At 45.0% G+C, this 25,908-nt stretch carries 21 protein-coding genes; 13 read left to right on the top strand and 8 right to left on the bottom strand.

The genetic code is table 11. The annotated features are described in order from the left end of the window. Window positions 1-4 precede the first annotated feature (4 nt). The 6 genes from prpF to ACYFDN_RS16270 form a co-directional block, all read right to left on the bottom strand. Window positions 5-1,183 (bottom strand): 2-methylaconitate cis-trans isomerase PrpF, encoded by a 1,179-nt coding sequence (gene prpF, locus ACYFDN_RS16295; protein ID WP_483511953.1) that lies wholly within the window; start codon window positions 1,181-1,183, stop codon window positions 5-7. An 8-nt stretch (window positions 1,184-1,191) separates the two neighbouring features. Further along, window positions 1,192-3,780 carry a Fe/S-dependent 2-methylisocitrate dehydratase AcnD gene (gene acnD / locus ACYFDN_RS16290; RefSeq protein ID WP_483511952.1) on the bottom strand — a complete coding sequence of 863 codons (2,589 nt, stop codon included), beginning with the start codon at window positions 3,778-3,780 and terminating at the stop codon, window positions 1,192-1,194. 61 nt (window positions 3,781-3,841) lie between these two features. Beyond that, complete coding sequence (prpC, locus tag ACYFDN_RS16285) at window positions 3,842-4,969, bottom strand: bifunctional 2-methylcitrate synthase/citrate synthase (RefSeq protein ID WP_483511950.1); 1,128 nt, start codon at window positions 4,967-4,969, stop codon at window positions 3,842-3,844. Between the two features lie 128 nt (window positions 4,970-5,097). After that, complete coding sequence (prpB, locus tag ACYFDN_RS16280; protein ID WP_483511948.1) at window positions 5,098-5,982, bottom strand: methylisocitrate lyase; 885 nt, start codon at window positions 5,980-5,982, stop codon at window positions 5,098-5,100. Then, complete coding sequence (locus ACYFDN_RS16275; protein WP_483511946.1) at window positions 5,982-6,725, bottom strand: GntR family transcriptional regulator; 744 nt, start codon at window positions 6,723-6,725, stop codon at window positions 5,982-5,984. Before ACYFDN_RS16275 ends, prpB begins: the two co-directional genes overlap by 1 nt. Before the next feature lie 202 nt (window positions 6,726-6,927). Further along, complete coding sequence (locus ACYFDN_RS16270) at window positions 6,928-7,362, bottom strand: hypothetical protein (RefSeq protein WP_483511945.1); 435 nt, start codon at window positions 7,360-7,362, stop codon at window positions 6,928-6,930. 519 nt (window positions 7,363-7,881) lie between these two features. On the opposite strand from ACYFDN_RS16270, the gene ACYFDN_RS16265 reads away from it, so the two are divergent. Further along, a complete protein-coding gene (locus ACYFDN_RS16265) occupies window positions 7,882-8,166 on the top strand; it encodes a hypothetical protein (protein WP_016400030.1) in 285 nt (94 codons plus the stop codon). Between the two features lie 48 nt (window positions 8,167-8,214). On the opposite strand, the gene ACYFDN_RS16260 is transcribed toward ACYFDN_RS16265, so the two are convergent. After that, window positions 8,215-10,275: a hypothetical protein gene (locus ACYFDN_RS16260; RefSeq protein WP_483511944.1), complete on the bottom strand. Its 2,061-nt coding sequence runs from the start codon at window positions 10,273-10,275 to the stop codon at window positions 8,215-8,217. 358 nt (window positions 10,276-10,633) lie between these two features. On the opposite strand from ACYFDN_RS16260, the gene ACYFDN_RS16255 reads away from it, so the two are divergent. Next, the gene (locus tag ACYFDN_RS16255) at window positions 10,634-12,142 is read left to right on the top strand and encodes a hypothetical protein (protein ID WP_483511943.1); all 1,509 of its coding nucleotides are present in this window, start codon (window positions 10,634-10,636) and stop codon (window positions 12,140-12,142) included. A gap of 41 nt (window positions 12,143-12,183) precedes the next feature. Here the strand turns inward: ACYFDN_RS16255 and ACYFDN_RS16250 are convergent, their stop codons facing one another. After that, window positions 12,184-14,280, bottom strand: a complete 2,097-nt coding sequence (locus tag ACYFDN_RS16250; RefSeq protein ID WP_483511942.1) for a hypothetical protein — start codon at window positions 14,278-14,280, stop codon at window positions 12,184-12,186. 298 nt (window positions 14,281-14,578) lie between these two features. Between ACYFDN_RS16250 and ubiE the strand changes: the two genes are divergently transcribed. The 11 genes from ubiE (at window position 14,579) to ACYFDN_RS16195 (ending at window position 25,872) form a co-directional block, all read left to right on the top strand. Then, window positions 14,579-15,331 (top strand): bifunctional demethylmenaquinone methyltransferase/2-methoxy-6-polyprenyl-1,4-benzoquinol methylase UbiE, encoded by a 753-nt coding sequence (gene ubiE, locus ACYFDN_RS16245; protein WP_016400028.1) that lies wholly within the window; start codon window positions 14,579-14,581, stop codon window positions 15,329-15,331. A 9-nt stretch (window positions 15,332-15,340) separates the two neighbouring features. After that, a complete protein-coding gene (locus ACYFDN_RS16240) occupies window positions 15,341-15,940 on the top strand; it encodes a ubiquinone biosynthesis accessory factor UbiJ (RefSeq protein ID WP_016400027.1) in 600 nt (199 codons plus the stop codon). Beyond that, complete coding sequence (ubiB, locus tag ACYFDN_RS16235; protein ID WP_483511941.1) at window positions 15,937-17,565, top strand: ubiquinone biosynthesis regulatory protein kinase UbiB; 1,629 nt, start codon at window positions 15,937-15,939, stop codon at window positions 17,563-17,565. The genes ACYFDN_RS16240 and ubiB overlap by 4 nt, the downstream gene beginning before the upstream one ends. A 45-nt stretch (window positions 17,566-17,610) precedes the next feature. Further along, window positions 17,611-17,847 carry a Sec-independent protein translocase subunit TatA gene (tatA, locus tag ACYFDN_RS16230; protein WP_016400025.1) on the top strand — a complete coding sequence of 79 codons (237 nt, stop codon included), beginning with the start codon at window positions 17,611-17,613 and terminating at the stop codon, window positions 17,845-17,847. 2 nt (window positions 17,848-17,849) lie between these two features. Next, window positions 17,850-18,233: a Sec-independent protein translocase protein TatB gene (gene tatB / locus ACYFDN_RS16225; protein WP_152783942.1), complete on the top strand. Its 384-nt coding sequence runs from the start codon at window positions 17,850-17,852 to the stop codon at window positions 18,231-18,233. Between the two features lie 3 nt (window positions 18,234-18,236). Continuing rightward, window positions 18,237-18,977, top strand: coding sequence for a twin-arginine translocase subunit TatC (gene tatC, locus ACYFDN_RS16220; RefSeq protein WP_483511940.1), 741 nt, complete (start codon window positions 18,237-18,239; stop codon window positions 18,975-18,977). Next, window positions 18,955-19,764, top strand: a complete 810-nt coding sequence (locus ACYFDN_RS16215; protein WP_483511939.1) for a TatD family hydrolase — start codon at window positions 18,955-18,957, stop codon at window positions 19,762-19,764. Before tatC ends, ACYFDN_RS16215 begins: the two co-directional genes overlap by 23 nt. 175 nt (window positions 19,765-19,939) lie before the next feature. Next, window positions 19,940-20,854, top strand: coding sequence for a hypothetical protein (locus tag ACYFDN_RS16210; RefSeq protein ID WP_483511938.1), 915 nt, complete (start codon window positions 19,940-19,942; stop codon window positions 20,852-20,854). Further along, a complete protein-coding gene (locus tag ACYFDN_RS16205; RefSeq protein ID WP_483511936.1) occupies window positions 20,851-22,794 on the top strand; it encodes a methyl-accepting chemotaxis protein in 1,944 nt (647 codons plus the stop codon). The genes ACYFDN_RS16210 and ACYFDN_RS16205 overlap by 4 nt, the downstream gene beginning before the upstream one ends. Window positions 22,795-23,112: 318 nt before the next feature. After that, window positions 23,113-25,347 carry an alkaline phosphatase gene (locus ACYFDN_RS16200; RefSeq protein ID WP_483511934.1) on the top strand — a complete coding sequence of 745 codons (2,235 nt, stop codon included), beginning with the start codon at window positions 23,113-23,115 and terminating at the stop codon, window positions 25,345-25,347. A gap of 45 nt (window positions 25,348-25,392) precedes the next feature. Next, window positions 25,393-25,872, top strand: a complete 480-nt coding sequence (locus ACYFDN_RS16195) for a DUF3299 domain-containing protein (protein WP_483511933.1) — start codon at window positions 25,393-25,395, stop codon at window positions 25,870-25,872. The last annotated feature ends 36 nt before the right edge of the window (window positions 25,873-25,908 follow it).

The raw sequence follows: 25,908 nt of genomic DNA, 5'->3' as shown, positions 1-25,908 counted from the left end.
TAACTTAAAAGCTGTTGCTGGGCACGCGTACCCAACCTTCCATTAATATTCTGGCGCTGCGACTCATGCTTACTTTGGTCACTTGCCATTGCTGGTTTACTTGTTGAGCTTGTGCGCCAACTTTAAGGCTGCCTGAGGGGTGGCCAAAACGTACTACCTCGCGTTCGCCGCCGCCAGTAGCTTGATTTACCAAAGTACCGGGAATAGCTGCCGCTGTGCCAATGGCTACTGCTGCGGTACCCATCATGGCGTGGTGTAACTTACCCATAGATAAAGCGCGTACACATAAATCATTGTCTTCGGCTTTAATCTGTTTGCCGCTGGAACTCTGATAGTTTTGCGACTTGGCAACGAAGGCGACTTTGGGTGTATGTTGGCGTTGAGCGGCTTGTTCCAGTGAGTCTATTAAGCCCATTTTGAGTGCGCCATGGGCGCGAATGCTTTCAAACATAGCTAAGGCTTTTTCATCATTATTTATATCTTCTTGTAGCTCTACGCCGCTGTAACCAAGCTGCTTGGCATCAACAAAAACCGTAGGGATGCCGGCGTTAATCATGGTGGCTTGCAGGCTACCAACTCCCGGAACCTCTAATTGTTCGCATAAGTTACCAGTAGGAAATAAGGCCCCTTCGCCATCGGCTGGGTCAATGAAGTCAATTTGCACTTCGGCGGCTGGGAAGGTCACGCCATCTAATTCAAAATCACCACACTCTTGCACCTCGCCATTAAGCATAGGTACATGAGCAACAATGGTTTTTTGAATATTGGCTTGCCAAATGCGGACGCTGGCAAGGCCATTCTGTGGCAGAGTAGCGGCATCTACCAAGCCTGCGTTTATTGCAAAAGCGCCCACTGCAGCGGTTAAGTTGCCGCAGTTGCCACTCCAATCTACAAAGGCCTTGTCGATAGCAACTTGGCCAAACAGGTAATCGACATGGTGATTAGGCTGCTGGCTTTTCGCTAGAATTACCGTTTTGCTGGTGCTTGACGTAGCACCGCCCATGCCATCAATTTGCTTGGCGTAAGGGTCTGGGCTGCCAATTACTCGTAACAACAAGTTGTCACGTGCCTCACCCGCTTGCTGCGCAGCTTTGGGTAAGTCATCAAGCTTAAAAAACACCCCTTTACTGGTGCCGCCACGCATATAGGTGGCAGCAATGCGTTGTTGCTTAATTTGGCTCATGCTGCCTCCTATTGGCTATTTTCAAGAAAGTCTTGAGCGAAGCGCTGTAATACTCCACCGGCTTGATAAACCGAGACTTCTTCGGCGGTGTCTAAGCGACAAACTACCGGTAAGTCGATGCGTTCGCCGCTGGTGCGAGTAATCACTAAAGTAAGCAATTCGCCCGGTGCAGGTGTACCAATTACATCGAAGGTTTCGCTGCCATCTATGCGGTAGCTATGGCGGTTGTTACCCTTGGTAAATTCCAGCGGTAATACACCCATGCCCACTAAATTGGTACGGTGAATTCGCTCGAAGCCTTCGGCCACAATTGCCTCAACGCCTGCAAGGCGAACCCCTTTGGCAGCCCAGTCGCGAGACGAGCCTTGGCCATAGTCAGCACCTGCCACAATGATTAATGGTTGCTTACGCTGCATGTAGGTTTCTATGGCCTCCCACATGCGCATTACTTTGCCTTCGGGCTCTACTCTCGCTAGAGAACCTTGCTTAACCTTGCCGCTTTCTTTCACCATTTCGTTGAACAGCTTAGGGTTGGCAAAGGTGGCGCGTTGTGCAGTTAAATGGTCACCGCGGTGAGTGGCGTAGGAGTTAAAATCTTCTTCCGGTAAACCCATCTTATCGAGATAAGCGCCAGCGGCGCTGTCTAGCATAATCGCGTTCGACGGGGATAAATGGTCGGTGGTGATGTTATCCCCCAATACCGCCAACGGGCGCATGCCTTGTAAGCTTCGCTCGCCAGCCAAGGCTCCTTCCCAGTAGGGAGGGCGGCGAATATAGGTGCTTTGTGGCCGCCATTCATAGAGAGGAGAACTGGCACTGCCATAATCGACTTTTAGGTCGAACATTGGTTGGTACACTTGGCGAAATTGCTCGGGTTTAACGCTTTGTTTAACCACTGCATCTATTTCTTCGTCACTTGGCCAAATATCTTTTAGGGTAATCGGCTTACCTTGGCTGTCGTGGCCTAATGCGTCTTTTTCAATATCAAAACGAATAGTGCCGGCAATGGCATAAGCCACAACCAAAGGTGGCGATGCCAAAAAGGCTTGCTTTGCGTAGGGGTGAATACGGCCGTCGAAGTTACGATTGCCCGATAGCACCGCGGTGGCGTAAAGGTCTCGTTCAATCACTTCTTGCTGAATCTTTGGATCGAGCGCACCGCTCATGCCGTTACAGGTAGTACAGGCAAATCCTACAATGCCAAAACCCAGTTGCTCTAGTTCGGTCAATAAATTGGCATCTTCTAGGTAAAGTTGTACTGCTTTTGAGCCAGGTGCGAGGGAGGTTTTTACCCAAGGTTTGCGGCTTAAACCTAATTGATTGGCTTTACGCGCTAATAAACCTGCGGCAATAACGTTGCGTGGGTTAGAGGTATTGGTACAGCTGGTGATAGCAGCAATAATACAGGCGCCGTCGGGCATTATGCCGTCAAGCTGTGGTACTGGTGAAGCAATGCCTTGGCTAGCTAAATCGCTGGTGGCTACCCGACGATGTGGATTAGACGGCCCTGCGATATTGCGGCCAACGCTGGATAGATCGAAGTGTAACACGCGTTCGTATTCGGCCTGTTGTAAATCATCGGCCCACAGGCCAGTGGTTTTGGCGTAGTTTTCTACTAAGGCTACTTGCTCGGCCTCTCGCCCTGTGAGTTTAAGGTAGTCGAGAGTATTGTTGTCGATGTAAAACATGGCTGCGGTTGCGCCAAATTCTGGAGTCATGTTGGAGATCGTGGCTCGGTCGCCCAAGCTTAGCTGCGCAGCCCCCTCACCATAAAACTCTAAGTAGCTAGACACTACCCCTTGCTCACGCAAGAACTCGGTAATGGCCAGTACAATGTCGGTAGCAGTAATGCCAGTTTGGCGCTGGCCAGTTAGTTCAACGCCAATTATGTCGGGTAAACGCATATAAGAGGCGCGCCCAAGCATTACGTTTTCGGCTTCTAAGCCGCCCACACCAATCGCAATTACCCCTAAGGCATCTACGTGCGGAGTATGGCTGTCGGTGCCCACTAATGTATCGGGAAAGGCCACACCATCACGCGCTTGAATCACCGGCGACATTTTCTCGAGGTTGATTTGGTGCATGATGCCGTTACCTGGCGGAATAACATCTACATTTTCAAAGGCGGTTTTACACCAGTTGATAAAGTGGAAGCGGTCGTCATTGCGGCGATCTTCAATGGCGCGGTTTTTTTCAAAGGCATCAGCTTCAAAGCCGGCATGCTCTACAGCTAAGGAGTGGTCAACAATTAGCTGGGTAGGCACCACAGGGTTTACCTTGGCGGGATCGCCGCCTTTATCGGCAATGGCATCTCGCAAGCCAGCTAAATCGACCAAGGCGGTTTGGCCAAGAATGTCGTGGCAGACTACGCGAGCAGGGTACCAAGGAAAATCTAAGTCGCGTTTGCGCTTAATGATTTGGCTAAGCGCAGCATTGAGTTGCTCTGGGGGGCAGCGGCGTACCAGGTTTTCGGCCAGCACCCGCGAGGTGTAAGGCAGGCCAGCGTAGGCACCAGCTTGAATGGCTTCTACTGCCGCGCGAGTGTCAAAATAGTCGAGTTGGCTATTGGCTAGAGGTTTGCGGTATTCGGTATTCATAAGCGTTTCCACAGCAAAAAGGGAAGGCAGTGGAGCACCAGGCTCCACTCACTGGCAAAAACTAGTCGCGCTGCTCAAGCGGTACATAGCTGCGAGGCTCGCTACCGGTGTAGTCGGCGCTGGGGCGAATAATCCGGTTATTAGCACGCTGTTCCATAATGTGTGCTGCCCAGCCACTTACCCGCGAGCAAACAAAAATTGGCGTAAATAGTGGTGTGGGAATATTCATGAAGTGGTAAGCGCTGGCATGGAAAAAGTCTGCGTTACAAAACAGCTCTTTTTCGCGCCACATTACCGCTTCTACTCGCTCGGATACGGCGTATAGGTGCTGATCGCCAGTGGCTTCGCTTAACTTTTTCGACCAGGCTTTAATCAGCGCGTTGCGTGGATCGCTGGTGCGATAAATGGCATGACCAAAACCCATGATTTTGTCTTTGCGGGCTAACATGGCCATGATTTCAGTTTCGGCTTGCTCTGCGCTGGTCCAATTTTCAATCATCGCCATGGCGGCTTCGTTGGCGCCACCATGTAACGGCCCACGTAATGCACCAATCGCACCCGAAACAGCAGAGTGAATATCGGAAAGGGTTGAGGCAATCACTCGGCCAGTAAAAGTGGAGGCGTTAAATTCATGCTCAGCGTATAGAATCAGTGAACATTGCATTACTTGTTCGTGTAGCGGATCGGCAGGTTGGCCATGCAATAATTCTAAGAAATGCCCAGCAATAGACTTAGCCGAACTTTGGGTGGAGATACGCACGCCGTCGTGGCTAAAGCGATACCAGTAACAGATAATGCCCGGCAAGGTCGCTAATAAACGGTCAGCGTGTTGCTGTTGCTCTGCAAAGCTGGCTTCGGTTTCCAAGTTACCCAGCATAGAAACCCCAGTACGCATAACATCCATTGGGTGAGCATCTGCGGGAATAAGCTCTAATGTCGCTTTAAGCGCATCGGGCAATTCACGTAGATTGTGCAAGGTGTCGTGATACGCAGCTAGTTGGTCGCGATTAGGTAGCTCGCCATGAAATAACAAATAAGCCACTTCTTCAAAGGTCGCTTGCTCGGCCAACTCACTAATATCGTAACCACAATAGGTAAGCCCAGAACCACTTTGGCCAACTGTACATAATTTGGTTTCGCCTGCGCTTTGGCCTCGTAAGCCAGCGCCTCCTAAAGCTTTTTGTACCATGATGTTCTCCTTCATTCCTTTGGTTAACAAGCGTGACGTCTGGTGCGCGTATTTTTGGCTTGTTAATAGTGGCTTAGCTGCTAAATCTTGGTTTGGCTAGCTAAGTCCGTTCACGTAGTTGGGGTTAATTAATCCTGCTTAAATAATTGGTCTAGTTTTTGTTCGTAGTCGTGGTAGCCCAAGTAGTCATAGAGCTCAGCGCGGGTTTGCATGCTGTCAACAACATCACGCTGGTGGCCATTTTCACGCAAGCTGCGATATACATTTACTGCGGCTTGGTTCATTGCTCTAAAGGCCGATAGTGGGTAAAGCACCATATCTACACCTACACTCGCTAGCTCTTCGCCACTAAATAATGGGGTTTGGCCAAACTCAGTAATATTGGCCAAAATCGGCACTTTTACTGCGTCGGCAAATTGTTGGTATTGCTCAAGCGTGAGCATGGCTTCGGGGAAAATCATGTCGGCGCCAGCTTCAACATATTGGCAAGCACGTTCAATAGCGCCTCCCATGCCTTCTATTTGCAGGGCGTCGGTGCGGGCCATTACCACAAAGTCTGGATCTACGCGGGCATCCACTGCAGCCTTGATGCGGTCTACCATTTCTTGGCTAGAAACAATGGCTTTATTGGGGCGGTGGCCACAACGTTTTTGCGCGACTTGGTCTTCCATGTGCACGGCGGCGGCATCGGAGCGGATCATTTCTTTTACGGTGCGAGCAATATTAAATGCGCCGCCAAAACCTACATCTATGTCTACCAGCAAAGGTAAATCACAGGCGGCGGTAATTCGGCGAACATCTTCTAGTACGTCATTCATGGTAGTAATGCCAAGATCGGGTAAACCGTATGAGGCATTGGCAATTCCGCCACCTGAGAGGTAAATAGCTTGGTGGCCTTCGCGCTGTGCCATCATGGCGCAGTAAGGGTTAATGGTGCCAACAATTTGTAATGGGTTTTGTTGGCTTACTGCTTGGCGAAAGCGTGCGCCGGGCGAGAGTTTTGAGCTGCTCATTAGTTCACTCCTTGAATTTGATTTGCCGAAGCGGTGGTTTCTAAGCTTTGGTCGGTCTGAGTATTTTGGTGTTGTTGTTCTATGGCCTTGCGTGCGCGAGCAATGTGGCGACGCATTAGTAATTCGGCGAGTTCACCATCACGATCGGCCAGTGCTTGCCAAATCGCCCAGTGTTCCTTTAATGCGCGCTCTGGGCGCGAAACTTGTTTAGCAGCTTGATAGCGATACATGCGCAGTAAATGATAGAGCTCATCACATAGCAGATTCACTAAGCGTTGGTTCGCGCTGCCTTTAATGATCAGATAGTGAAAATCGAAATCACCTTGTTGTTCAAAATAGGCTTTACCTTGGTGTTGTTGCAGGTAACTTTGATGGTGCTCAAGCAAGGTTTTTAACTCTTCAAGTTGAATTGTCGACAATTGCTCTGCAGCTAAACGACAAGCCATACCCTCTAGCGCTTCGCGCACCGAGTAAATATCTAACAGTTGCTGCTGGTTTAGTTGCACCACTCGAGCGCCAACGTGCGGAACTCGTTCAACCAATCCCATTCCTTGTAATTTAAGGATTGCTTCGCGCAATGGGCCTCTGCTAACACCGTAATACCTTGCCAATTCTGGCTCAGAGATTTTTTGTCCTTGAGCTATTTGGCCGCTCACTATGGCTTCAATTAAGGTGTCGCTTAAGTTCTGCGAGAGTAGATTCTGTTTGTCGCTGAGCGATTTGCTGGGGCTAAGTTGAGACATATGCGGGTTACACTCAGGTTGCTTGAATGTTGCACAGTGTAGATCGGATGTTGCGTTTCGATCAAATTATTGTCGACAATTTGTGCTTATACTTTAGTTTAATGGCCTTAAAAAGCCTGTTCAAGCAGGGTTTTGTTTACAAAAGGTGAGCGGAAAGCCGGATTGTTAACAATCTTTTAGAGTTAGTTTAATGAGGGCTTAGTTAACTAATGTGTAATTGAGATATTACTGATGAGGGAACTTCTACCTGCCAGTCTTTAAACTGCTGCAAACTATGTTCAATAGTGCTTAGTTGTACAAATTTGCAATTGTGCTTAGGCACCTCGGCATGGGCTTGCTGCTTTAAGTACTCTAGTATGCCTGAGTTAGGAGCTAGGTAAATGCAGTGGCTGAGTTGATTTTGCAAACACCAACTTATTTGCTGTTGCATAATTGGTAGGCTTTCTGGGGTAAGAAATTGCCAGTGGCGAATATCAAAAATAGCCGCCCAAGGTTTTGGGCCAAATTGGCTCATTTCCTGTTGAACGTCTTTGCGATATTCCTTAGTGGTGGTGACGTTCCAGCTATCATAAAGCTGTGCCAGCAAGAATCCTTCTTGAGCGTGCAGTTGATAGTAACCATGACTGGCTGGATGCATTCAAACCTCGAATTAATTGCTTACAGCGGTAAGGATGTTAATTAACGCGTATTGCCTTCATTTCTCTTATTAAACTAGTAAATCAAACTAACTGCAAATCACTAGACTAATTGTAATTCAAAACAAAATTTTTAGTGTTTTAATCTGAAATAATCGTTTGTTTTTAGTAGATATTCTGCTGCTTAAAGCGCTGACAAAAAACTTGAAAAATGTTTATTAAGCAGCTTGTTATTTGAGCAAGCTCACGCTATGTTATGTCTTCAATCAATTACTGCATAGGTCGAGGCAACAATGAAACATAGTTTATGTTCAGCATATCGCTCAGCCCGACTTCTGTCTTTTATCTCGGTTCGCGTTGGTCACAATAAACCCGCGATGCGAAATGTAAGGCTATGCAGCTAATTTAAGATTGAGTTACCTACCAATTTTACCCGAGCTGCGAAGTGTCGCAGTGAAGGAATTCCAAATTTAACCCTATCTTAACTGTGTCACTTCGCTCTCTATCAAGGAGAACGAGACATGATGTCACTTAAAATTCGCGTACTAAGCTTTACTGTAGAGTTGTTATTGCGCTACCAAGCACATTTAGAGGTCCAGCAATGGCTTAAGCAACAACGCCAACAAAGCTGGCGAGTAGAGGGTATAAACGCCCATATTGCTAAAGATATTGGCGCCGATCCCGATGGTCGATTTAGAGCCAAAGTTAAGCAAGCTGAGCCAGCCACTAAAGCTAAAGAGCTTAAGCAGCAAACTAGCCACAAAGCTTGGCGCACACGACAGAAAACTGTGAAAATAGAGACGTAAAATAAGCGCCCTGCGGGGCGCTTTTTTGTTTATTGGTAAGCAAAATCACTATTCATAAAAGTTATGAATGAAGCCTTTTATATAACCTGACTCTTGATTACAGTGAATAGTAAAGTCGCTACGTTTACCGGATACTGAACCGATTGAGTCTTTAAGTTCAACTCGGTCGACGGTGCAATCGTTTAAAAAGTCGTACTCAATATCAGCCCATACAGTATCCATTTCGGTGTAATCCATTGACATAAAAGAGTAGGTGGTATTCTCCGAGTCAATAACTGCACCACCAGACATGACTATTGAAAGTGTTTTAGTATTACTTGCACCTTCAATAGTAAAACGCCGTTCAATATTTGTGTGGTTGTCTTCAAATTCTCTAATGTAACCAATAAAAAGGTGCTTATTGGTAGGGGCTTCAACATTGAAGTATTCGCTTATTTGTAGATAGCTTTTATCTTTATCACTGTCAGCAATCTGAACCGTAACATGGCCATATTTGTTATCACCTTCTATGGGCATTAAAGAGGTCGAAATGCTTGCCAGCTTTCCTTGCTCACCCGTTACTGTTACTTCTGCGTTTATACTGTTTTGATCAGATATCAGTATGTCGGTTGTCCACCAATCGGCACCAGAATAACCTCCTTCCCAATATAAGCCGTTGTGAAATCCTGTAATTGTTGGAGACAGTAAAAAGGTTTCACCTGAATTAACGAATCGGTCTTCTGGCATAGTTATAGATAGGTCTGCAGGGTCATAGCTGCCAGCTACAGTGAAAGTTGCAATTGAGGCACCACCTAATCCATCTATATCAGAAGTTAGGGTGTAGTTTTCCCCAGGTATTAGTTGGGTAGCCGGAGTGATGGTATATCGATACCCTACACGGGTGACATCTACTGCTAAATTCCCTCCAGAATATTCCTCTGAAATTGCAAAACTCATTTCTGCTGGCACTGCATTTAAGCTTAAGTCCTTGGCATAAATTGTGAAACTGCCATCAGAAGGAAAGTCACTATAGTGTGGCAAGCTAAAAAGACCTTGTGTATTGTGTTGGTATGGCTCTAGCTCCGCTTCAGCATATACCATGCCTGTGTGAATCCCATTGAAATCCTCATTTATGTGCCAGTAGGAAAAAATATTGTTGTGTAACACAGGCTGTTTGATGGCATCTCCGCCAAAAGTGTCTTTAGAACTTAATTCGATGGTTTCATCAATATCAGTGCCTAATATATAGGTATCAAATATGGGCATTAAACCTGTAGGCTCAACAGATTCGACATTTGCTGAAAACTCCACCATTTGCTCGCCGGTGCCGTTAATTACTAATTTTCCGCTATTAAAGCCCCAACCTAATACGCCTTCTAAGGTTTCTGGTGTAGATACTTCGTAAGAGAGAGTAGAGCCATCACCGCTCCACTTAATCTTCCCTTGCATGTCCATTGCAGTGGTATTGTTGATAAGGTCGTGAGTTTGATTTATCTCAGCATCTGTTAGTAAGAAAAAATCTCCAAGATTTGTATATTGTGAGGTGGTATGAAAGCTATCAATTTGCTGAACCTCATTTGCAAAGGTGTACTCCAAAGAGTGTTCGCCACTCATGGGTACCGTAATTAGACCTGAATCACTGTCTAGTTGGTTTAAAAAATTTGGGTAGCTAAGTGTTGCGTTGAGCTCGTTTAGCATAGGGCCGTAACTAATATGAGATATGCTGAGTGATATATTGCCACTTAAAGCAGTAGAGTCCATTAGGCTGGTATAACAATTCAACAGCGAGATATTAATAGTATCGTTGCTACTGAACTCACCCGGTGTCTGTCTTTGTATGGTTATAGTGGCAGTGTCAGAAAGCTCTGGACCACATGCCACAGAGAAAGAATCTCTTGTTCCTAAACTATTTATAGCGCTAAGGGTAAGTTGGCTTAATGCGGCAGGGTATAAGTTAATGTTATTAGCCGCACCAACAATACTTAGGTTTTCGAGTGTAATGTTAGAGCGACCATCGGTAGGTGTTGTTGGTTTTGTATCTCCGCTTCCACCCCCGCCTCCACAGCCAAAAAGTGAACTTGTAGTAAGCAAAAATAGACCGAAGTAGGTCAAACTCTTTCCGTGAGTCATAATTCATCCCTAAAATAAAAAAGTAAGATATCAAAAAGAAGGGCTGGGATATTTGATTAGATTCAAATTTGTAATTATTTTAAATGCTTAGCTGGTTATGGATTCTTTTGTTAACAGTGCATTCCTGGATTAAATAGTTGGCTTTCTAATCAATGATTATTGATTTATATCTTGGGTCAGTAAGTCTGAAATAGGGTCAGCTTGTAGCATGAAGTTGCTCATGCCTTTTACCGTTCACCCAGTGTTTGAGTTAGCTTTATAGTAAAGGCCTTGAGCGTAAACCTGATGCTGTGCAATAACATAACTATAATTTCCCTAAATTGTATTTTCTGCGTGAATCACAACTATGGATGGTTTGATGAATAGATGGATGTTACTTAGCTTGCTATTATTTAGCGTTGCGGCTTGGTCAAGCGACAAGGTTCATTTAAGCGATTATGGCATCCCGGATGATCTTCCTGACAATGTAGTGAGCTCTATGGAGCAGGGGCTCGCTTACACTATGATACTTAATGTGGATGCGAGTGAGGGTGACGAACATATTCATGATGTGGTCTATGTGGTGTTTGAACCAAACAGCGAATACGGCATAGATTTATACCTTAAATACGATAAAACCCGCAGTGAAATCAGTTCAGAAAAACGCTATCGGCAACTGCTTAATGAGGCGATGAAATTACAGCATCGTTTAATTACCTTAGGTAATCGTTACGACACAAATTCAGTAAAGCTTATTGAGCAAACAGAGCAGCATACTAAGCTTGGTTATCGCTATGAATCCTACGGTTTGCCGCAAGATATTGCTTTTATGCGTCACTTGGATGCAGTTGCCACCATTGAACAAGGGCAATTAAAACGTATCGAACTAAATAATCGCCAAGCCTTCGACCACAGTTTTCGCCGCATTAATGAATACCGGCAGTCTGTGGAATTTTTCAAAAATGAATCCAATCAATACATCATGTCGCGCCGTAGTTTGAGCTTTTCAGGCACCCACTTTTCTAAGCCTTTTAAAGTAACCCTAGAGGGGGAGTTCATTTCTTACCGTTTAGCCAGTGGTGAAGAGGTGGTGTTGCGGCCTGAGCTTGCTGTAGACATCAATGATGAACGTTTTGAAACAGTAAGAGTGAAACTTGATCGAACTTTCCCTATTTGGGGCAAAGAGGTACGCAAACGTGGTTACGACTTACCGATGCCATTTGGGGTAATGCTCACCTATAGAAGGCAATCTAACTTTCTCGATTTCACCAGTTTTACCATAAATGGAAGCCGTGCTTTTGAGGCGATTTTTGCTCCCGAAGGTTCTAACGGCAATATTGATACCGATGCTTTCACCCTGCGCGCCGATATGTTTGTGCTGCCTTTTTTAAATGTGTATGGCGTTGTGGGAAAAATTAAAGCAAAAGCAGACTTAGTGATTGATACCACCAAACTTGGCGAGATACTCATCCCACAGGGTAAGTTGGTGATTCCGCTAGAGCTGAACAACACCATGGCTGGTTTGGGCGCAGTAAGTGCGGTGGGTTATAAAAACTACTTTGCTTCCTTAAATGTCACATACGCTATTTCGGTTACTGAAGAAGCAGGCACCAATACTACTACCTGGGTGATGCAGCCCATGGTGGGTTATCAGTTCCCTGATTACCGCGCGCGGGTTTTGTTGGGCGCTGAATACCAAGATTTAAGCTCTAGTATCTCTGGCTCTCTCAGCAGTGATTTTAACTACGATATTGGCATTAAGTCGGAAAAATGGGCTGGTGTGGTGGGTGTACATAAGGAGATTGGCAGCCAATTTGAAACGGTGCTGATGTATTCAAAAGGCCAGCACCGTGATGCGATAACCTGGGGTTTTGGTTATCGCTTCTAATACTGTTTGGGCGTTGCTCAATTAACATGTAATGAACAGCTTTATTCAAACTGATTGTGAATAAAACCTTTTATATAACCAGTTTCTTGATTACAGTGGATGGTGAAGTCGCTACGTGTACCCGAAATATCTCCCTGTGTATTTACTACTTCAACTCGATCTACCAAGCAATCTTCTAGAAAATTAACATGTCTTCGGTGCATATTAACATCCGTATATTCTGTGATTGCCTCCGATATTTTCCTGCCGCCTGAAAGTGTTAGCCATAGTTCGCCAGTTATAAAGTCTCTACCTAAGTAGATATTCCTTTCCTCGTAGCTATTTAACCGATCGGAATCAATACTGTCTACTATCCTACCTATAAACCGCTGTTTATTGGTTTGCGGCTTAACATTGCTGTATTCGCTTATCTGTAGATAAGTTTTGTCTTTGTCACTATTTGCGACTTGCATTGCTACGTAAATTGCAGTCCATTTGAACTTAGGGTCAGGCTTATAAGTGGCTAAAGGATCATAAAGAGAGCCGTTTATATTCGTTATATATAAAGTAAGACCCAGTTGAAAAATAGTTTGAGGACTAGAATCTATGGATATTGAAGTGTTTATAAAATTAGGGTTTGCAACTGATAGCTCATTTTCTGGGTCTGTTAGCACATTCCAGTATGATTGATTAAAATTTCCGGTGATTTTAGGTGACAAATAAACAGTTGCTTTAGGCTCGATAAATAAATCGTCAATATCTTCTATTGTTACATCAGATGTTTTAAAACTTCCGGCCATAGTTACAAAGGCAATAGGTTCATATTCACCAGCATATAGAATATAAGTCTCTCCAGGCATAAAACCTTGTCCAGGCTGAGTTTCTATTGGTGTAATCGTTAGTTTATGGTTCAAACGAGAAACCTCAGTTGCAATGTCAACTGCATTAACAAGAGGTTCAGAATGGGTTAAGGTAAGTACTATATCTTCAGGCTCGCTGCTTAGCGATTTATTGAAAGTGTAAACACTGAAGCTATCGCCTAAAGAAAAATCAGTAAAGTGAGGTAAATGACGATAATTTGAGCCGCTTCTATCAAAGTAATCTGATCTAGGTAGATCGCTAGTGAGCAATCCCGTGAGTAAGCCAGATGAGTAGTATGGTTGCAAATCAAATAGGTTGTTGAGCAAAACGGGCTGGATGATCCCAAGATCTCTAAAGATAGATTCTTTTGTTTCGATAAAGGTGCTATCTATATCTATGCCTTCGAAGTGCTTCTCAGTATTTGCAATCACCGTAGAGTCAGTTTCTTCAAGGCTCGGGGTCAATTTGAGAAATTGCTCGGCGTTTCCATTAATCGCTAACTCTCCACTTTGAAAGCCTAGCCCTAAAATACCTTCCAGAGTACTTTCAGTTGTGATGCCATATGTCAGTTGAGTATCTTTATCCGTCCATTTGACTAACGCGCCAATGTCAATTGACGTTAAGTTGTTATAGAGGTCATGAGACTGATGGATTGAAACATCATTTATAATAAAGTTTGGAGTAATTTGGGTCGTTTGTTTAGGTGTATGAAAACTATGTACTTGTTGTGTTTCATTTTCAAAAACATATTTTATAGAGTGCTCACCACTTATTGATTGTGATTCGGGTATCCACCCTTCATCAAGTTTTATATATTTATTTCCGACTATATTGGAATACTTAATCACAGCTGACAACTCAGTGATTTGTTGCTGATAATTGACACTTTCGATATGAATACTTATCTCGCCTTCTGTATCACTTAAATCTAGTTGAGGTAAATAACAGTCGGACCATGATATAGTCACTGTATCGTTTGCGTTAAATTCCTCTTCTATCTTTCGTTTAGCAGTTATATCGAAATATCCATGAGGGTCATCGCATTTACCGTTGAAACTATCTTTCAAGCCTAAGGTGTTTAATCCACTAACGGCTATTTTACTCAGCTCAGTAGGATATAGGCTAATGCTACTAACCCGTTCTACTATGTTTAAGTTTTCTTGTGATATGTCTGATAAGTGACTATTTGGCTTGGGAGGCTCTATTACATCAGAGCTGCTTCCCCCACAACCAAATAGAAAGGTTGTTGCGGCAGTAATAAACAGCATACAGAAAGCTAAACTCGTTCCTTGAGTCATATATAATTCCTTAATTCTCTGAAGCGTGAATATACCAGTAAATTGAGCGAAAAATCAGTTAATTGATTATTAAGTCTTTATGGTTTGACACAATTACGATGCTAGTGAGCTTTTTGACACAGTCTTCAGAAGGTGCACGCTGTGATGCATTTATTTAGAGCTTTGGTTACTGTTCCTAATGAGTAGTTGCTAGAAGTCCACGCTTTTTACAAAAAACGAGGGGGAATCTAGCGCAAGTGTTGGAGCATTAGCTCAGCTACAGTACACTAGCGACACACCGCATAAGTAGGAAGCAAACATGAGCGCTGAGCAAGACACTACCCATTTTGGCTATAAAACCGTTAATCGCGATGAAAAGGTAAACCTTGTCGCTGATGTATTTCATTCGGTTGCAGCTAAATACGACGTAATGAATGACCTTATGTCGGGTGGTATTCACCGTTTATGGAAGCGTTTCACTATTGATTGTAGCGGCGTTCGCCCTGGTCAAAAAGTCTTAGATTTGGCTGGTGGAACCGGCGATTTAACCGCTAAGTTCTCACGTATTGTGGGCAGTAAAGGCGAGGTGGTATTAGCCGATATTAATGACTCGATGCTAAAAATGGGCCGCAGCAAATTGCGTGACAAAGGTATCGTAGGCAATGTGCGCTATGTACAAGCTAATGCCGAAGCCCTGCCATTTCCTGATAATACTTTTGACGCAATCACCATTAGCTTTGGCCTGCGTAACGTTACCGATAAAGACGCTGCATTGCGTTCTATGTATCGCGTGTTAAAACCTGGCGGACGCTTGCTGGTGCTAGAGTTTTCGAAGCCAGAGCTTGAAGCGGTGAGCAAAGTCTATGATGCTTATTCTTTCCATTTATTACCTAAAATGGGCCAGCTGATTGCCAATGATGCCGAGAGCTATCAATACTTGGCGGAATCTATTCGTATGCATCCCGACCAAGACACGCTGAAAGAGATGATGCAGCAAGCGGGTTTTGAAGGTGCGGAATATTACAATTTAACCGGTGGTGTAGTTGCGCTGCATCGTGGTTATAAGTTTTAAGAGGCCGCTATGCCCTTATCGTCTTTAATTAGTGCTGGTGTAGAAGCTCTCAGCAACCAAGTATTGGCGCTGGATGAATCTAGTGAAGCGCGCCGTGGCCAATTAGCGGGTAAAGTGCTGGCGATTAAAATAACGCCGCTACCGTGTTTTTACTTCGTGATTAGCGAACAGCAGCTGGATGTGCTTAATCAATATGAGGCAGAGCCCGATTGCAGTTTAAGCATGTCGTTGTTTACCTTGGCTGAGTTAAAACAAGCCGACAAAATCCCTAGTTTAATTAAACAAGATAAGTTGCAACTGGAAGGTGACATTAAACTTGCTCAACAGTTTGCCGATTTGTTTTTGCAGCTAGATCCAGATTTTGAAGAGAAACTATCGCAGCGCATTGGCGATGTGGCCGCTTACCAAGTGGTGTCTAAAAGTCGCACGGTGGCGCAAGCGCTTAAAAGTGTATTGAATAAAACTCCAGCAAAGATAAATGAAATAGCCAGTGAAGAATGGGGTTTGCTGGTGGGACAATTGGAATATCAAAGCTGGCAGCAGCAAGTTCAAGCCATGAGTAAGGATCTCGATAAACTAGCCTTGCGCATTGAGGGTTTAAGTAAATGACGCCCAAGGAGTTTGCGCGCTTTCGTCAAATAAACCGCACCCTTTGTCGTTATGGTATCGACCAACTGTTACCTAAGCGTTTTTGGCCTTGGCCGCTACGTTTACTGCGCAGTATGGTGTTTTGGTGGCGTAATCAGCATAAAAATGACTCTGCTGGCGCCCGTATTCGCATGGCGATGGAAGAGTTAGGGCCAGTATTCATAAAATTTGGCCAAATGATGTCGACCCGTCGCGACTTGCTACCGCCTGATATCGCCGATGAGCTAGCTTTGCTGCAAGACCAAGTGTCTCCGTTTTCTGGCGAGCTAGCTAAACAACAAATTGAGTTGGCTTTAGAACGTCCCATCGACGAGCTGTTTGATGACTTTGATATGCAGCCCTTGGCATCAGCCTCTATTGCCCAAGTACATACCGCCACCTTAAAAGAAAATGGCCAAGAGGTGGTACTTAAAGTTATTCGCCCTGGCATCGAGCAAACCATACTCTCAGACATTGCTTTAATGCAGCGGGTTGCTGGCTTTTTTGCCCTATTTTTTGCTGATGGTCGCCGCTTGCGTCCAAAAGAAGTGGTGGAAGAATACCGAAAAACCATTGTTGATGAATTAGACCTAGCGCGCGAAGCTTCTAACGCCATTCAGCTACGCCGTAATTTTACTGACGCAAAAGAGCTGTATGTTCCAGAGGTGTACAGTGATCATTGCCGCAAGACCTTGTTGGTTATGGAACGCATTTACGGTATCCCTGTTGCCAACATTGATGAGTTAGTAGCGCAAAACACCAATATGAAGCTATTGGCTGAGCGTGGTGTGGAAGTGTTCTTTACTCAGGTATTCAGAGACAGCTTTTTCCATGCGGATATGCATCCAGGGAATATTTTTGTATCACGCGAGCACCCAGAAGACCCCCAATACATAGGTATTGATTGTGGCATTGTGGGCACCTTGAACAAAGAAGATCAGCGCTATTTAGCCGAAAACTTTCTGGCTTTTTTTAATCGCGATTATCACAAGGTGGCCCAGTTACATGTAGATTCTGGTTGGGTACCAGCAGATACCAAAGTGGAAGAGTTTGAGGCTGCAATTCGCACCGTGTGTGAGCCTATTTTTGCCAAGCCGCTATCAGAGATTTCCTTTGGTCACGTACTATTGAATTTGTTTAATACTGCGCGTCGCTTCAATATGGAAGTTCAGCCGCAGTTAGTATTGTTACAAAAAACCTTGTTATACATAGAAGGTTTAGGGCGTCAGCTTTATCCAGAATTGGATTTGTGGGCAACCGCTAAACCCTTTTTAGAACGTTGGATGCGTAAACAAGTGGGGCCAGAGGCAGTATTTACCGCCTTTAAAGAAAAGGCGCCTTACTGGTTGGAAACGCTGCCGCATTTACCAGAGTTGGTTTATGATAACCTGCAATTGGCAAAGCAACAGCAGCTTAAGTTTCAGCAATTTACCGCACAGTATTTGCAGCAACAAAAGCAGCGCCAGCGTAGTTTAATTTTAGCCTTGGCAGCCGCTTCAAGTTTGATTTCGGCAGCTTTGCTTTACCCAAGTTTACCGACCGTATCGATAGCCTTGGCAATAAGTAGTGGGTTTGTTGGGTTAATGAGTTGGCGACAACTAAAATAGATATATAGCCATTGTGGCTAAGCAGAACAGGAAAAGGAAAAACAGATGGGTGGAATTAGTATTTGGCAACTGTTGATCGTAGCGGTAATTGTGGTGTTGCTATTTGGAACCAAAAAACTGCGTAACATGGGTGGAGACCTAGGTTCTGCAGTAAAAGGTTTTAAAAATGCCATGAACGACGATGAAAGCAAAACGGCTGAAAAATCTACACCAGAACAACTTGCTCAAAACAAAGAGCAAGCTGAAGAAACCGCTAAAAGCAAAGACCAACAGCAAGGCTAAGCATGTTTGATATTGGGTTTTGGGAGTTAATCCTTATCTCGGTGATGGGCTTAGTGATACTAGGCCCTGAACGCTTGCCAGGCGCTATTCGTAGTGTGTTGGCGGTGGTGCGTAAGGTAAAGCAGTCAGTCTCTTCGGTAACTACCGAGCTTAAGCAGGAGCTTGAGCTAGACGAGCTTCACCAAAACCTTAAAAAAGCCGAGCAGCAAGGTCTTGAGTCGCTTAATGGTGATTTAAGTGAATCTTTCGAAACCTTAAAAGCCCGCGCCGAATCGGTGACTCGCCCTTATCAAAAGAGTTCACCAGAGCAAAATCAACACGAGGCCGACACGGTAACCATGCCCAGTGATCCGCCACCTGAATCCAGCCAAGAAGATAAAAAATAAGCTATGAGTGACGCCCCTGCGCAGCCCTTAATTGAGCATTTAGTTGAGTTACGCAATCGCTTGTTACGTGGAGTATTGGCTTGTTTGCTGATTTTTCTCTGCCTAGTGTATTTTGCTAACGACATTTACGCTTTGCTCGCCGAGCCTTTGTTAAGCGTAATGCCAAAAAATGCCAGCATGATTGCTACCGATGTTGCTGCGCCGTTTTTTACCCCGATAAAACTAACTTTGGTGGCCTCGGTATTTTTGGCCATGCCTTATTTGTTAGCGCAAGCTTGGGGCTTTATTGCGCCGGGTTTGTATCAACACGAGCGCAAGCTGCTAATCCCCTTAGTGTTTGGCTCAGGCTTGTTGTTTTATGCAGGCGTGGCGTTTGCCTTTTATGTGGTATTTCCACTGGCATTTGCTTTTTTCACTGCGGTCGCGCCCGAAGGCGTAACCATTGCCACCGATATTTCCAACTATTTGGACTTTGTCCTTAAGCTGTTTTTTGCTTTTGGTTTAGCCTTTGAAATTCCCATCGCTACCATGTTGTTATGTTGGTCTGGCGCCACCACGCCTGAAAAGCTGCGCAGCAAGCGCCCTTACGTAATTGTGGGGGCCTTTGTGGTCGGCATGTTGCTAACCCCACCAGATGTTATTTCACAAACCTTGTTGGCGTTGCCAATGTGGTTGCTGTTTGAAGTGGGATTGTTCTTTGCGCGCTTTTATGTGCGTAAAGATGACGAAGAAGCGCAAGCTTAACGTACCCATGTTCGATATTGCACTAAACCTTACAAGCTCGCAGTTTGATAAAGACCGTGATGAAGTGATCGCTCGCGCCCAACAGGCCGGGGTAAACGGCATGTTGTTGTTGGCTAGCGATATGGATGAAAGCCTCGCGGTTAGCGAGTTGGCTTTGCAGTGGCCTGGCCTGTGTTATGCCACGGCAGGCGTGCACCCTCATGATGCAAAGTCGGTAACTATTGAGCAATTACAACAGCTTAAACCTTTGCTTGCACAACCACAGGTGCTGGCAGTGGGGGAATGTGGCTTAGATTTTAACCGTGACTTTTCTCCGCGCCCGCAGCAAGAAGCCATTTTTGAGGCCCAGCTAGCTTTAGCTGCCGAGTTGAACATGCCGGTGGTAATGCATGAACGCGATGCCCATCAACGCTTTATCGATATCCTCACACCTTGGCGAGATAAGCTTCCCGGTGCAGTGTTGCACTGTTTTACCAGTGATAAAGCCGCACTTAAAGCGTGTTTAGATTTAGACTTATATATTGGTATCACAGGCTGGGTATGTGATGAACGCCGCGGTGAAGACCTGCAACAGCGTGTGACAGAGATTCCTAACGATCGCTTGTTGTTAGAAACCGACGCCCCTTATTTGTTACCTCGCGATTTGCGCCCAAAGCCGAAAAGCCGTCGTAACGAACCTTGCTATTTACCCCACATCTATCAAAAAGTCGCTGGCTTGCGCGAGCAAACGGTGGCCGATTTACAGCTGCACACTCAGCAGAACATAAAACGCTTATTCAATCTCTAAGCTGATATAAGTCATTCAATTGTCATCTTTTTATAACTAACATCATTTGTTGGTTTGGCTCTTGCTTGGCTTTATTCTTAAAAGCTTTCTATGCTTGAAAGATAAATCTGAAACTCATCGTAAGCTTTAATCAATTTGGCTATGAATAGCAGTTCAGGGAAGAGAAAAAACTTTGATGATTTTATCACTTATTGTTAAACCGTGGCGTAGTGTATGGGTGTGTTTGTTATTGATAAGCCCTAGTAGCTTCGCGGCGATTGTAAATAACAACCACTTATTTCAAAAAACGCAGTTTATTAGCGGGCAATTGCAGGCCATTCGCTCAGCCAATGATTTAAGTGAATTACAGAGCGAACCACAGATATTTGCTGATAAGCTGGCTGTGCATTTGGTGTTTAAAACTCGTCAGCTAAGTGCTTTGGCTGCTAGCTTATTAAGTTCGCAAGGTTTAAACCCAATCGAGCCGAAGCCAGTGGCTTATAGTGTAATTCGCCCACGCAGTGTAATGCCTTATCTAGAGGAATTAGAGCAACAATTGAGTCAAGTGATGACTAAGTTGGGTGTACCTGCAGGGGCAGAAGTGGAGCGACCTTTGGGGAAATCGGTTAACGATGTGTATCAACAGTTGGTGCTCATCGAGTACCTATTTGAAGGTTTGGTCGAGCGAGATTCACTGCAAGACTTAGCCAACAACGTCAATCAAACCCAAGCAGAACTGCTACTTATTAGCCAAGCCCGAGAGCTACCTTTGCAGTTTTCCAGTGAGCTAAGTGTTAGCGGCAGAGAGCTAACAGATGTAAACATTGTTGCCTTGCAATCTTGGTATTTGCTCGAAAGGCTGTTTCGCCAACTGGCTATTGAACCTAGCAAACCGGGGCGTTTGCCTGCCGGCGAGTCTAGTGCTTATCAACTTGTGGATACCAGCGTGAATATACTGGCCGAGCTGCATCGCGCTAAAACCATTCTACAAATAGAAAAAGACAGCCCGCCGAAGCAAGTAAACGCCTATTCCGATGCTAATCAGGCTTATGCTGCCTTTGTAAGCTTACGCAGTGGCTTGTTGGTAATGGTAGGAGCGGCAGCCTTATGATGGACAAATTAAACCTAAGCCAAAAAATTGCGCTTATCCCTGCGGGCATAGTGTTGCTGCTTGCACTGATGTTGTGGAATAGCCATTACTCGCTTAGTGGCGTAGAGCAACAAGCGGTAGAATTCTCCAATACTGTAGAGCCTAGCGCCCGCTTAGCTGGCGAGCTGTCGGTGAATGCCTTGCAGCGTCTGGTTCTGCAATCGCGCTATAGCCAAACAGAAGACCCGCGTTTGTTGCAGCAATACCAGCAGTTGGCAGAGCAAGCCCAAGCTTTGGCTAAGAGCCCATATTTGGCAGCCTTTAATAATGCCGAGCAAATAACTAGCAACAGCCAATTGTTGGATCAGCATTTTGCTGATGAACTGGTGCCGCTGTTAGCCGAGGTGAGTAGCCTCGAGAACACCGTGCTGCGCCAGTTAGTACCGCAAGCATTAGCTAAAACATCAGATATTCATGCCACCTTAGATCTTCTTAACTCGGGGCGTTTACCAGCCTTAACCGTGAGTTTAGCGAATCATATTCAAGCAGCGTCTATAGGATTAATGAGTCACTTAAATCGCCGTGATAGCCGCAGTAAAGATCAGTTTTACTTGGAGTTGTTTGGCGCAGAAAATGATCTTATCGATTTGAGAAAGGGCTTAAACAGAGAGCACCACAAAGCGTGGATTATTGAAGTAGAACAGTATGTGGGCCAGCTCTCTGTTGCTGCTAACAGCATTTTTGAATTGCTGGAAGAACAACAACTACTGATGGACGATTTGCTTAACCCCGCCGCAGAGCAAGTAGTAAAAGGGGCAGGAGATAGCCAGCAAACACAATGGCAGATTTTGGGAGAATCTAGCCAAGCCATTGCCCAGCTGCTGCACCAAACTGCGCGCACAAGCTTGGCTTTTGGTGTATCAATTGTATTTATTTCATTGTTGCTTGCATGGGTGATTACCCGACTCATTCGCCAACCGGTGGTTACGATGGTGCAAGCTATGCAGGCGATTGCTCAAGGAGATGGGGATTTAACCCAGCGTTTAAAAGTTAAAGGTAAAGATGAACTAGCGCAGCTGGCGGCGGCATTTAATCAATTTATTGAGTTGCTGCAAGGCACGGTTACAAGCATTAACCAGCATGTTGCCACCTTGAATGAAGCGGCCAATCAGCTAAACCAGTTGGCCCAGCAATCTAAGGGGCAAGTAGGTCAACAGCAACAAGTTGTTGCCGAAGTAAGCCAGCATATTGGCAGCTTGTCGCAAGGTTTTAATGAAGTGGCCAATCATGTACGTAATGCCGATCAGTCGGCAATTGCGATTGATGAAGCGTCGATGCAAGGAAATACCCTGACTCAATCGGCTACCAATGAAATTAAGCACTTGGTGAGTCAAGTAGATACAGCCTCGGTAGATATGCGTGAATTAGCGCAAAACAGTAAAGACGCCAGCAAAATCTTAGAAGTGATTAACGGCATTGCCGAACAAACTAACTTGCTGGCGCTTAATGCTGCGATCGAGTCTGCGCGCGCTGGTGAGCATGGCCGTGGCTTTGCGGTAGTTGCCGATGAGGTGCGCAACTTAGCTAAGCAAACCCGTGGTTCAACCGATCAAATCGAACAGATGATGAGTGACTTAGTGAAGGGTGCTGAGAAAACCGAGGGGCAAATGCAACAAGGCAAAGTGCAAGCTAACACCAGTTTCGAACTGATGTCAGAAATGCAGCTCTCAGTAGAGAAAACCCATCAATTGGTAAGCGACATCACACGTTTGCTTGATGATGTAAGTGCGGCTTGTGATGCGCAATTATCAACCTCTGAAACAGTGGTTAGTGAAATGCAAGATATTGAATCGGCAGCTCAAATGAGTTTAGAAGGTACCGAACAAACCGCAGAGCAAGCCAAAAAAGTAGGCCAACTAAGTAGCCTCATTCAAGCCAGTATTGCTAACTTTAAAGTGTAAGGGTTTAAACCAAGGGAAGCTTGTTTAGCGTCTCCCTTGGTTTTTACTATTAACCTGGTCTGTCACAATTATTTCTTATTTTTTATTTCCTACTTTATGAAAATGTTTTCGATTCATTTTGAAAGCCTTTTCTGATCTTCTCGCTAGTTTAATCTTTCTCTTTTTTATCTTTAAGTGAGCTTAATTGCTCATTTACTTTGATGGTAAACCGCTTTTGATTCATAGGCTTAATATAAGTGTCATTAATCGCAGCTAGCTTTCCCGCGGTATTTATTTCGATGTATCCACAAGTTAATCAGTACTTATTGAGGAAATGTAATGCGTTTAGGGAAAGTATTAAAAGTAGTTGCAGGGGTGTCTATCGCATCTGCTGTAGTCGGTTGTAATAGTGATACCGAATATCTGTATTTGGATCCACCCATCGCCGACAGTATTGATTTAGGGCCGTTTAAATGTAGCGATGAAGAAATTGCTGCCGACGCCAACAAAGATTGTCGCTTGTATATCAAGGGCTCTATGAATAGCTGGTCTTCGCGCCCAGAAGCTCAATTGCACTACCAAGGCGACGGTGAATACATTGCCTTATTTAGCATGCAGCCAGGTGAGTACTCCTTCAAAATCTCTGATCCAAGCTGGAGTGCCGAGCGCGACTTAGCGATTGGTGAAGACGCCGATGCTGAAGTGGTATTTGATATCCCAATGGAACTGCAACGTAAGTACGACGACTTTGGTAACCAGAACATGGATATCACCGTTGCCGACGATGAAGATCAGGTATTTCGTTTTACCCTTGATGCTTCAGCCACCATCGACAATCCAACATTGTTGATTGAAAACATCACCGACAGTGACGTTGATAATTTAAGCCAAGCTATGTACCTAGTTGGCACCTTCAACGATTGGACCGCCGACGAAAGCAGCCAATTCAGCTATGCTGGTGCAGGTAACTATCAGCTACAAATGAACTTCGCAGAAGCCGGTACCATTAGCTTTAACTTACACCAAGGCATCGATTCACCATTGGTTTATGGCTCTTTAGATAATCAGCCAATTAGCTTAACCGAAGGTGAATCGTCACTGACAACTTACCCAGGCGGCAAAATGTCGGCACAGGTAGAAGCGGGCAGCTACGTATTTTCACTGTCCACTTTGGGTGATGGTCAGCAAGCTGTGCCACTTACCTTGGCAAAAGTACGTGCAGTGGTTGGTCACGACACCGTAACTGTGGCTAACTTGCCTACCAGCTTAACGGCAGACGGCAGCACCTTTGCGCAAAGTTACCATTGGGACACAGAAGGTGACATGAGCGTTACCCTAACTGACGATGATAGCCAAACCATTAGCGACATTCGCAAACTGGCCAGTGCAGATGCGACAGGCCGTTACCAAGTAAACTTAACCACCAATCAAGGTTTAGCTACTCAAACCAGTTCTAGCCAAGAGATTGATGTCATTGATCTTGAATCAGCCAACAATATTGTGTTGATGATTGGTGACGGTATGGGTTATGGGCAAATTGATATCACTCGCGCCTACATGGGTGAAGCCTTATTCCTGGAATCTGGTAAGCATCGCGGCGATATTAAAACTGCCAGTGCCGATACCTTGGGTTACGAGAACTTGGCAGAGCTAGGCATGAACTATTACACCGATTCAGCGGCGGCAGCCACGGCAATCTCAACTGGTCGTAAAGCCATATCTGGCACCATTGCGCAAGCTCGTCCGGGCGATGGCTCTGATTTAGAAACTATCATGGAATATGCGCAAAAACAGGGTAAATCGGTAGGTATTGTGGCAACGTCACACTGTGTTCACGCAACGCCTGCGGCCTTTGTTTCACATGGTCCAAATCGAAATGATTTTGTGACGCTTTCAAAGAGCATGTTTGGCGATGTCAAACCTAACGTAGCCTTATGTGGTAGCAAGCAAGTTGATGGCGTAGATGTGATTAGCCAGCAAGCTGACTTAGGTGGCTACACTATCGTGAAAAACAAAACCGATATGATTCCTGCGGTAGCGGCTTTACCTGCTAACGACCCAAATGCAGAAATTCTATTTGCCGGTATTTTTGGTGAAGATGAAATTCCTTACATATTGCCTTTGGGAGATCAAAAAAGTTACGAAGAGCAAGACATTCCACAGTTGAATGAAATGACTCAAGTAGCGATTGAAATCTTATCGAAAAATCCAAATGGCTTTGTATTGATGGTAGAAGGTTCACAAATCGACTTTGCTGGCCACCTCAACGATGAAGAGCGCTTAATTCACGAAACCATTGCTTTTGATAAGACAGTGGAAGAAGTGGTTAATTGGTCTGATTTACGCAGCGACAGCATGGTAGTTGTAACCGCAGACCACGAAACCGGTGGTTTGGTGCTTGAGAAAACCAACGGTATCGGTGTTGTACCAGAGGTAAGTTGGAAGTGGGGAAGCCACACTAACGTAGATGTACCTATTGCATCTTGGGGCCTAAATTCACACGCCTTTGTGGGTCGTACGGTAGACAATACCGCTATTTACAATGTTATGCGTGGCGCTTTAGACGCTAACTAAATCTCTATGCTAAGCCCGGCGCAAGTCGGGCTTAAAGGTCTTTTTATGTTGCGTATTATATATTTAAGTTTACTGATTTTGCTTAGCACGAGTGTGTTGGCTGCGGCGAACCCATGGCAAACACTCATTCCTGAGTTGGAACGTGGCCAAATTGTACAGGCACCCATCAATCATGAGGTGCAGTTAGATGAACGAGCCCCGCAAATTAAAACTGGTGGCTTAGTTCATGCTCTAGATGGGCAAAACATGCGTATGCCCGGTTTTATTGTGCCATTAGAAAGTGATGGCAACAAAATCACCGAGTTCTTTTTAGTGCCATTTTTTGGCGCGTGTTTGCATTTACCACCGCCACCACCTAATCAAATTATTCACGTTAGTCATCCCAAGGGAATAGATATGATAGAACCATGGGAAGTAGTTTGGATAAGCGGAGAAATGCAGGTAAAAGCTACCGATGTAGAGGGCTTGGCTAGCGCAGGTTATGCCATGACCTTATCGAAAGAGCCCGAAATGTACGCACCATAATTGCCCAACTAAGGCTAGTGTAACGCTCCCGTTCCG

It is taken from the genome of Agarivorans sp. D1326, assembly GCF_056958115.1.
The sequence above is the reverse complement of the archived record's forward strand: the minus strand, read 5'-3'. Positions and strand labels throughout refer to the sequence as shown.

Bases quoted from the DNA above. Each gene is read 5' to 3' on its own strand.
- tatB (WP_152783942.1), top strand. From the start codon at position 17,850: ATGTTTGATATTGGGTTTTGGGAGTTAATCCTTATCTCGGTGATGGGC.
- ACYFDN_RS16240 (WP_016400027.1), top strand. From the start codon at position 15,341: ATGCCCTTATCGTCTTTAATTAGTGCTGGTGTAGAAGCTCTCAGCAAC.
- acnD (WP_483511952.1), bottom strand. From the start codon at position 3,780: ATGAATACCGAATACCGCAAACCTCTAGCCAATAGCCAACTCGACTAT.
- ubiB (WP_483511941.1), top strand. From the start codon at position 15,937: ATGACGCCCAAGGAGTTTGCGCGCTTTCGTCAAATAAACCGCACCCTT.
- ACYFDN_RS16200 (WP_483511934.1), top strand. From the start codon at position 23,113: ATGCGTTTAGGGAAAGTATTAAAAGTAGTTGCAGGGGTGTCTATCGCA.
- ACYFDN_RS16265 (WP_016400030.1), top strand. From the start codon at position 7,882: ATGATGTCACTTAAAATTCGCGTACTAAGCTTTACTGTAGAGTTGTTA.
- prpF (WP_483511953.1), bottom strand. From the start codon at position 1,183: ATGAGCCAAATTAAGCAACAACGCATTGCTGCCACCTATATGCGTGGC.
- prpB (WP_483511948.1), bottom strand. From the start codon at position 5,982: ATGAGCAGCTCAAAACTCTCGCCCGGCGCACGCTTTCGCCAAGCAGTA.
- ACYFDN_RS16195 (WP_483511933.1), top strand. From the start codon at position 25,393: ATGTTGCGTATTATATATTTAAGTTTACTGATTTTGCTTAGCACGAGT.
- ACYFDN_RS16260 (WP_483511944.1), bottom strand. From the start codon at position 10,275: ATGACTCACGGAAAGAGTTTGACCTACTTCGGTCTATTTTTGCTTACT.
- ACYFDN_RS16275 (WP_483511946.1), bottom strand. From the start codon at position 6,725: ATGTCTCAACTTAGCCCCAGCAAATCGCTCAGCGACAAACAGAATCTA.
- tatA (WP_016400025.1), top strand. From the start codon at position 17,611: ATGGGTGGAATTAGTATTTGGCAACTGTTGATCGTAGCGGTAATTGTG.
- ACYFDN_RS16210 (WP_483511938.1), top strand. From the start codon at position 19,940: ATGATTTTATCACTTATTGTTAAACCGTGGCGTAGTGTATGGGTGTGT.
- ACYFDN_RS16205 (WP_483511936.1), top strand. From the start codon at position 20,851: ATGATGGACAAATTAAACCTAAGCCAAAAAATTGCGCTTATCCCTGCG.
- tatC (WP_483511940.1), top strand. From the start codon at position 18,237: ATGAGTGACGCCCCTGCGCAGCCCTTAATTGAGCATTTAGTTGAGTTA.
- ACYFDN_RS16270 (WP_483511945.1), bottom strand. From the start codon at position 7,362: ATGCATCCAGCCAGTCATGGTTACTATCAACTGCACGCTCAAGAAGGA.
- prpC (WP_483511950.1), bottom strand. From the start codon at position 4,969: ATGGTACAAAAAGCTTTAGGAGGCGCTGGCTTACGAGGCCAAAGCGCA.
- ACYFDN_RS16255 (WP_483511943.1), top strand. From the start codon at position 10,634: ATGAATAGATGGATGTTACTTAGCTTGCTATTATTTAGCGTTGCGGCT.
- ACYFDN_RS16215 (WP_483511939.1), top strand. From the start codon at position 18,955: ATGACGAAGAAGCGCAAGCTTAACGTACCCATGTTCGATATTGCACTA.
- ubiE (WP_016400028.1), top strand. From the start codon at position 14,579: ATGAGCGCTGAGCAAGACACTACCCATTTTGGCTATAAAACCGTTAAT.
- ACYFDN_RS16250 (WP_483511942.1), bottom strand. From the start codon at position 14,280: ATGACTCAAGGAACGAGTTTAGCTTTCTGTATGCTGTTTATTACTGCC.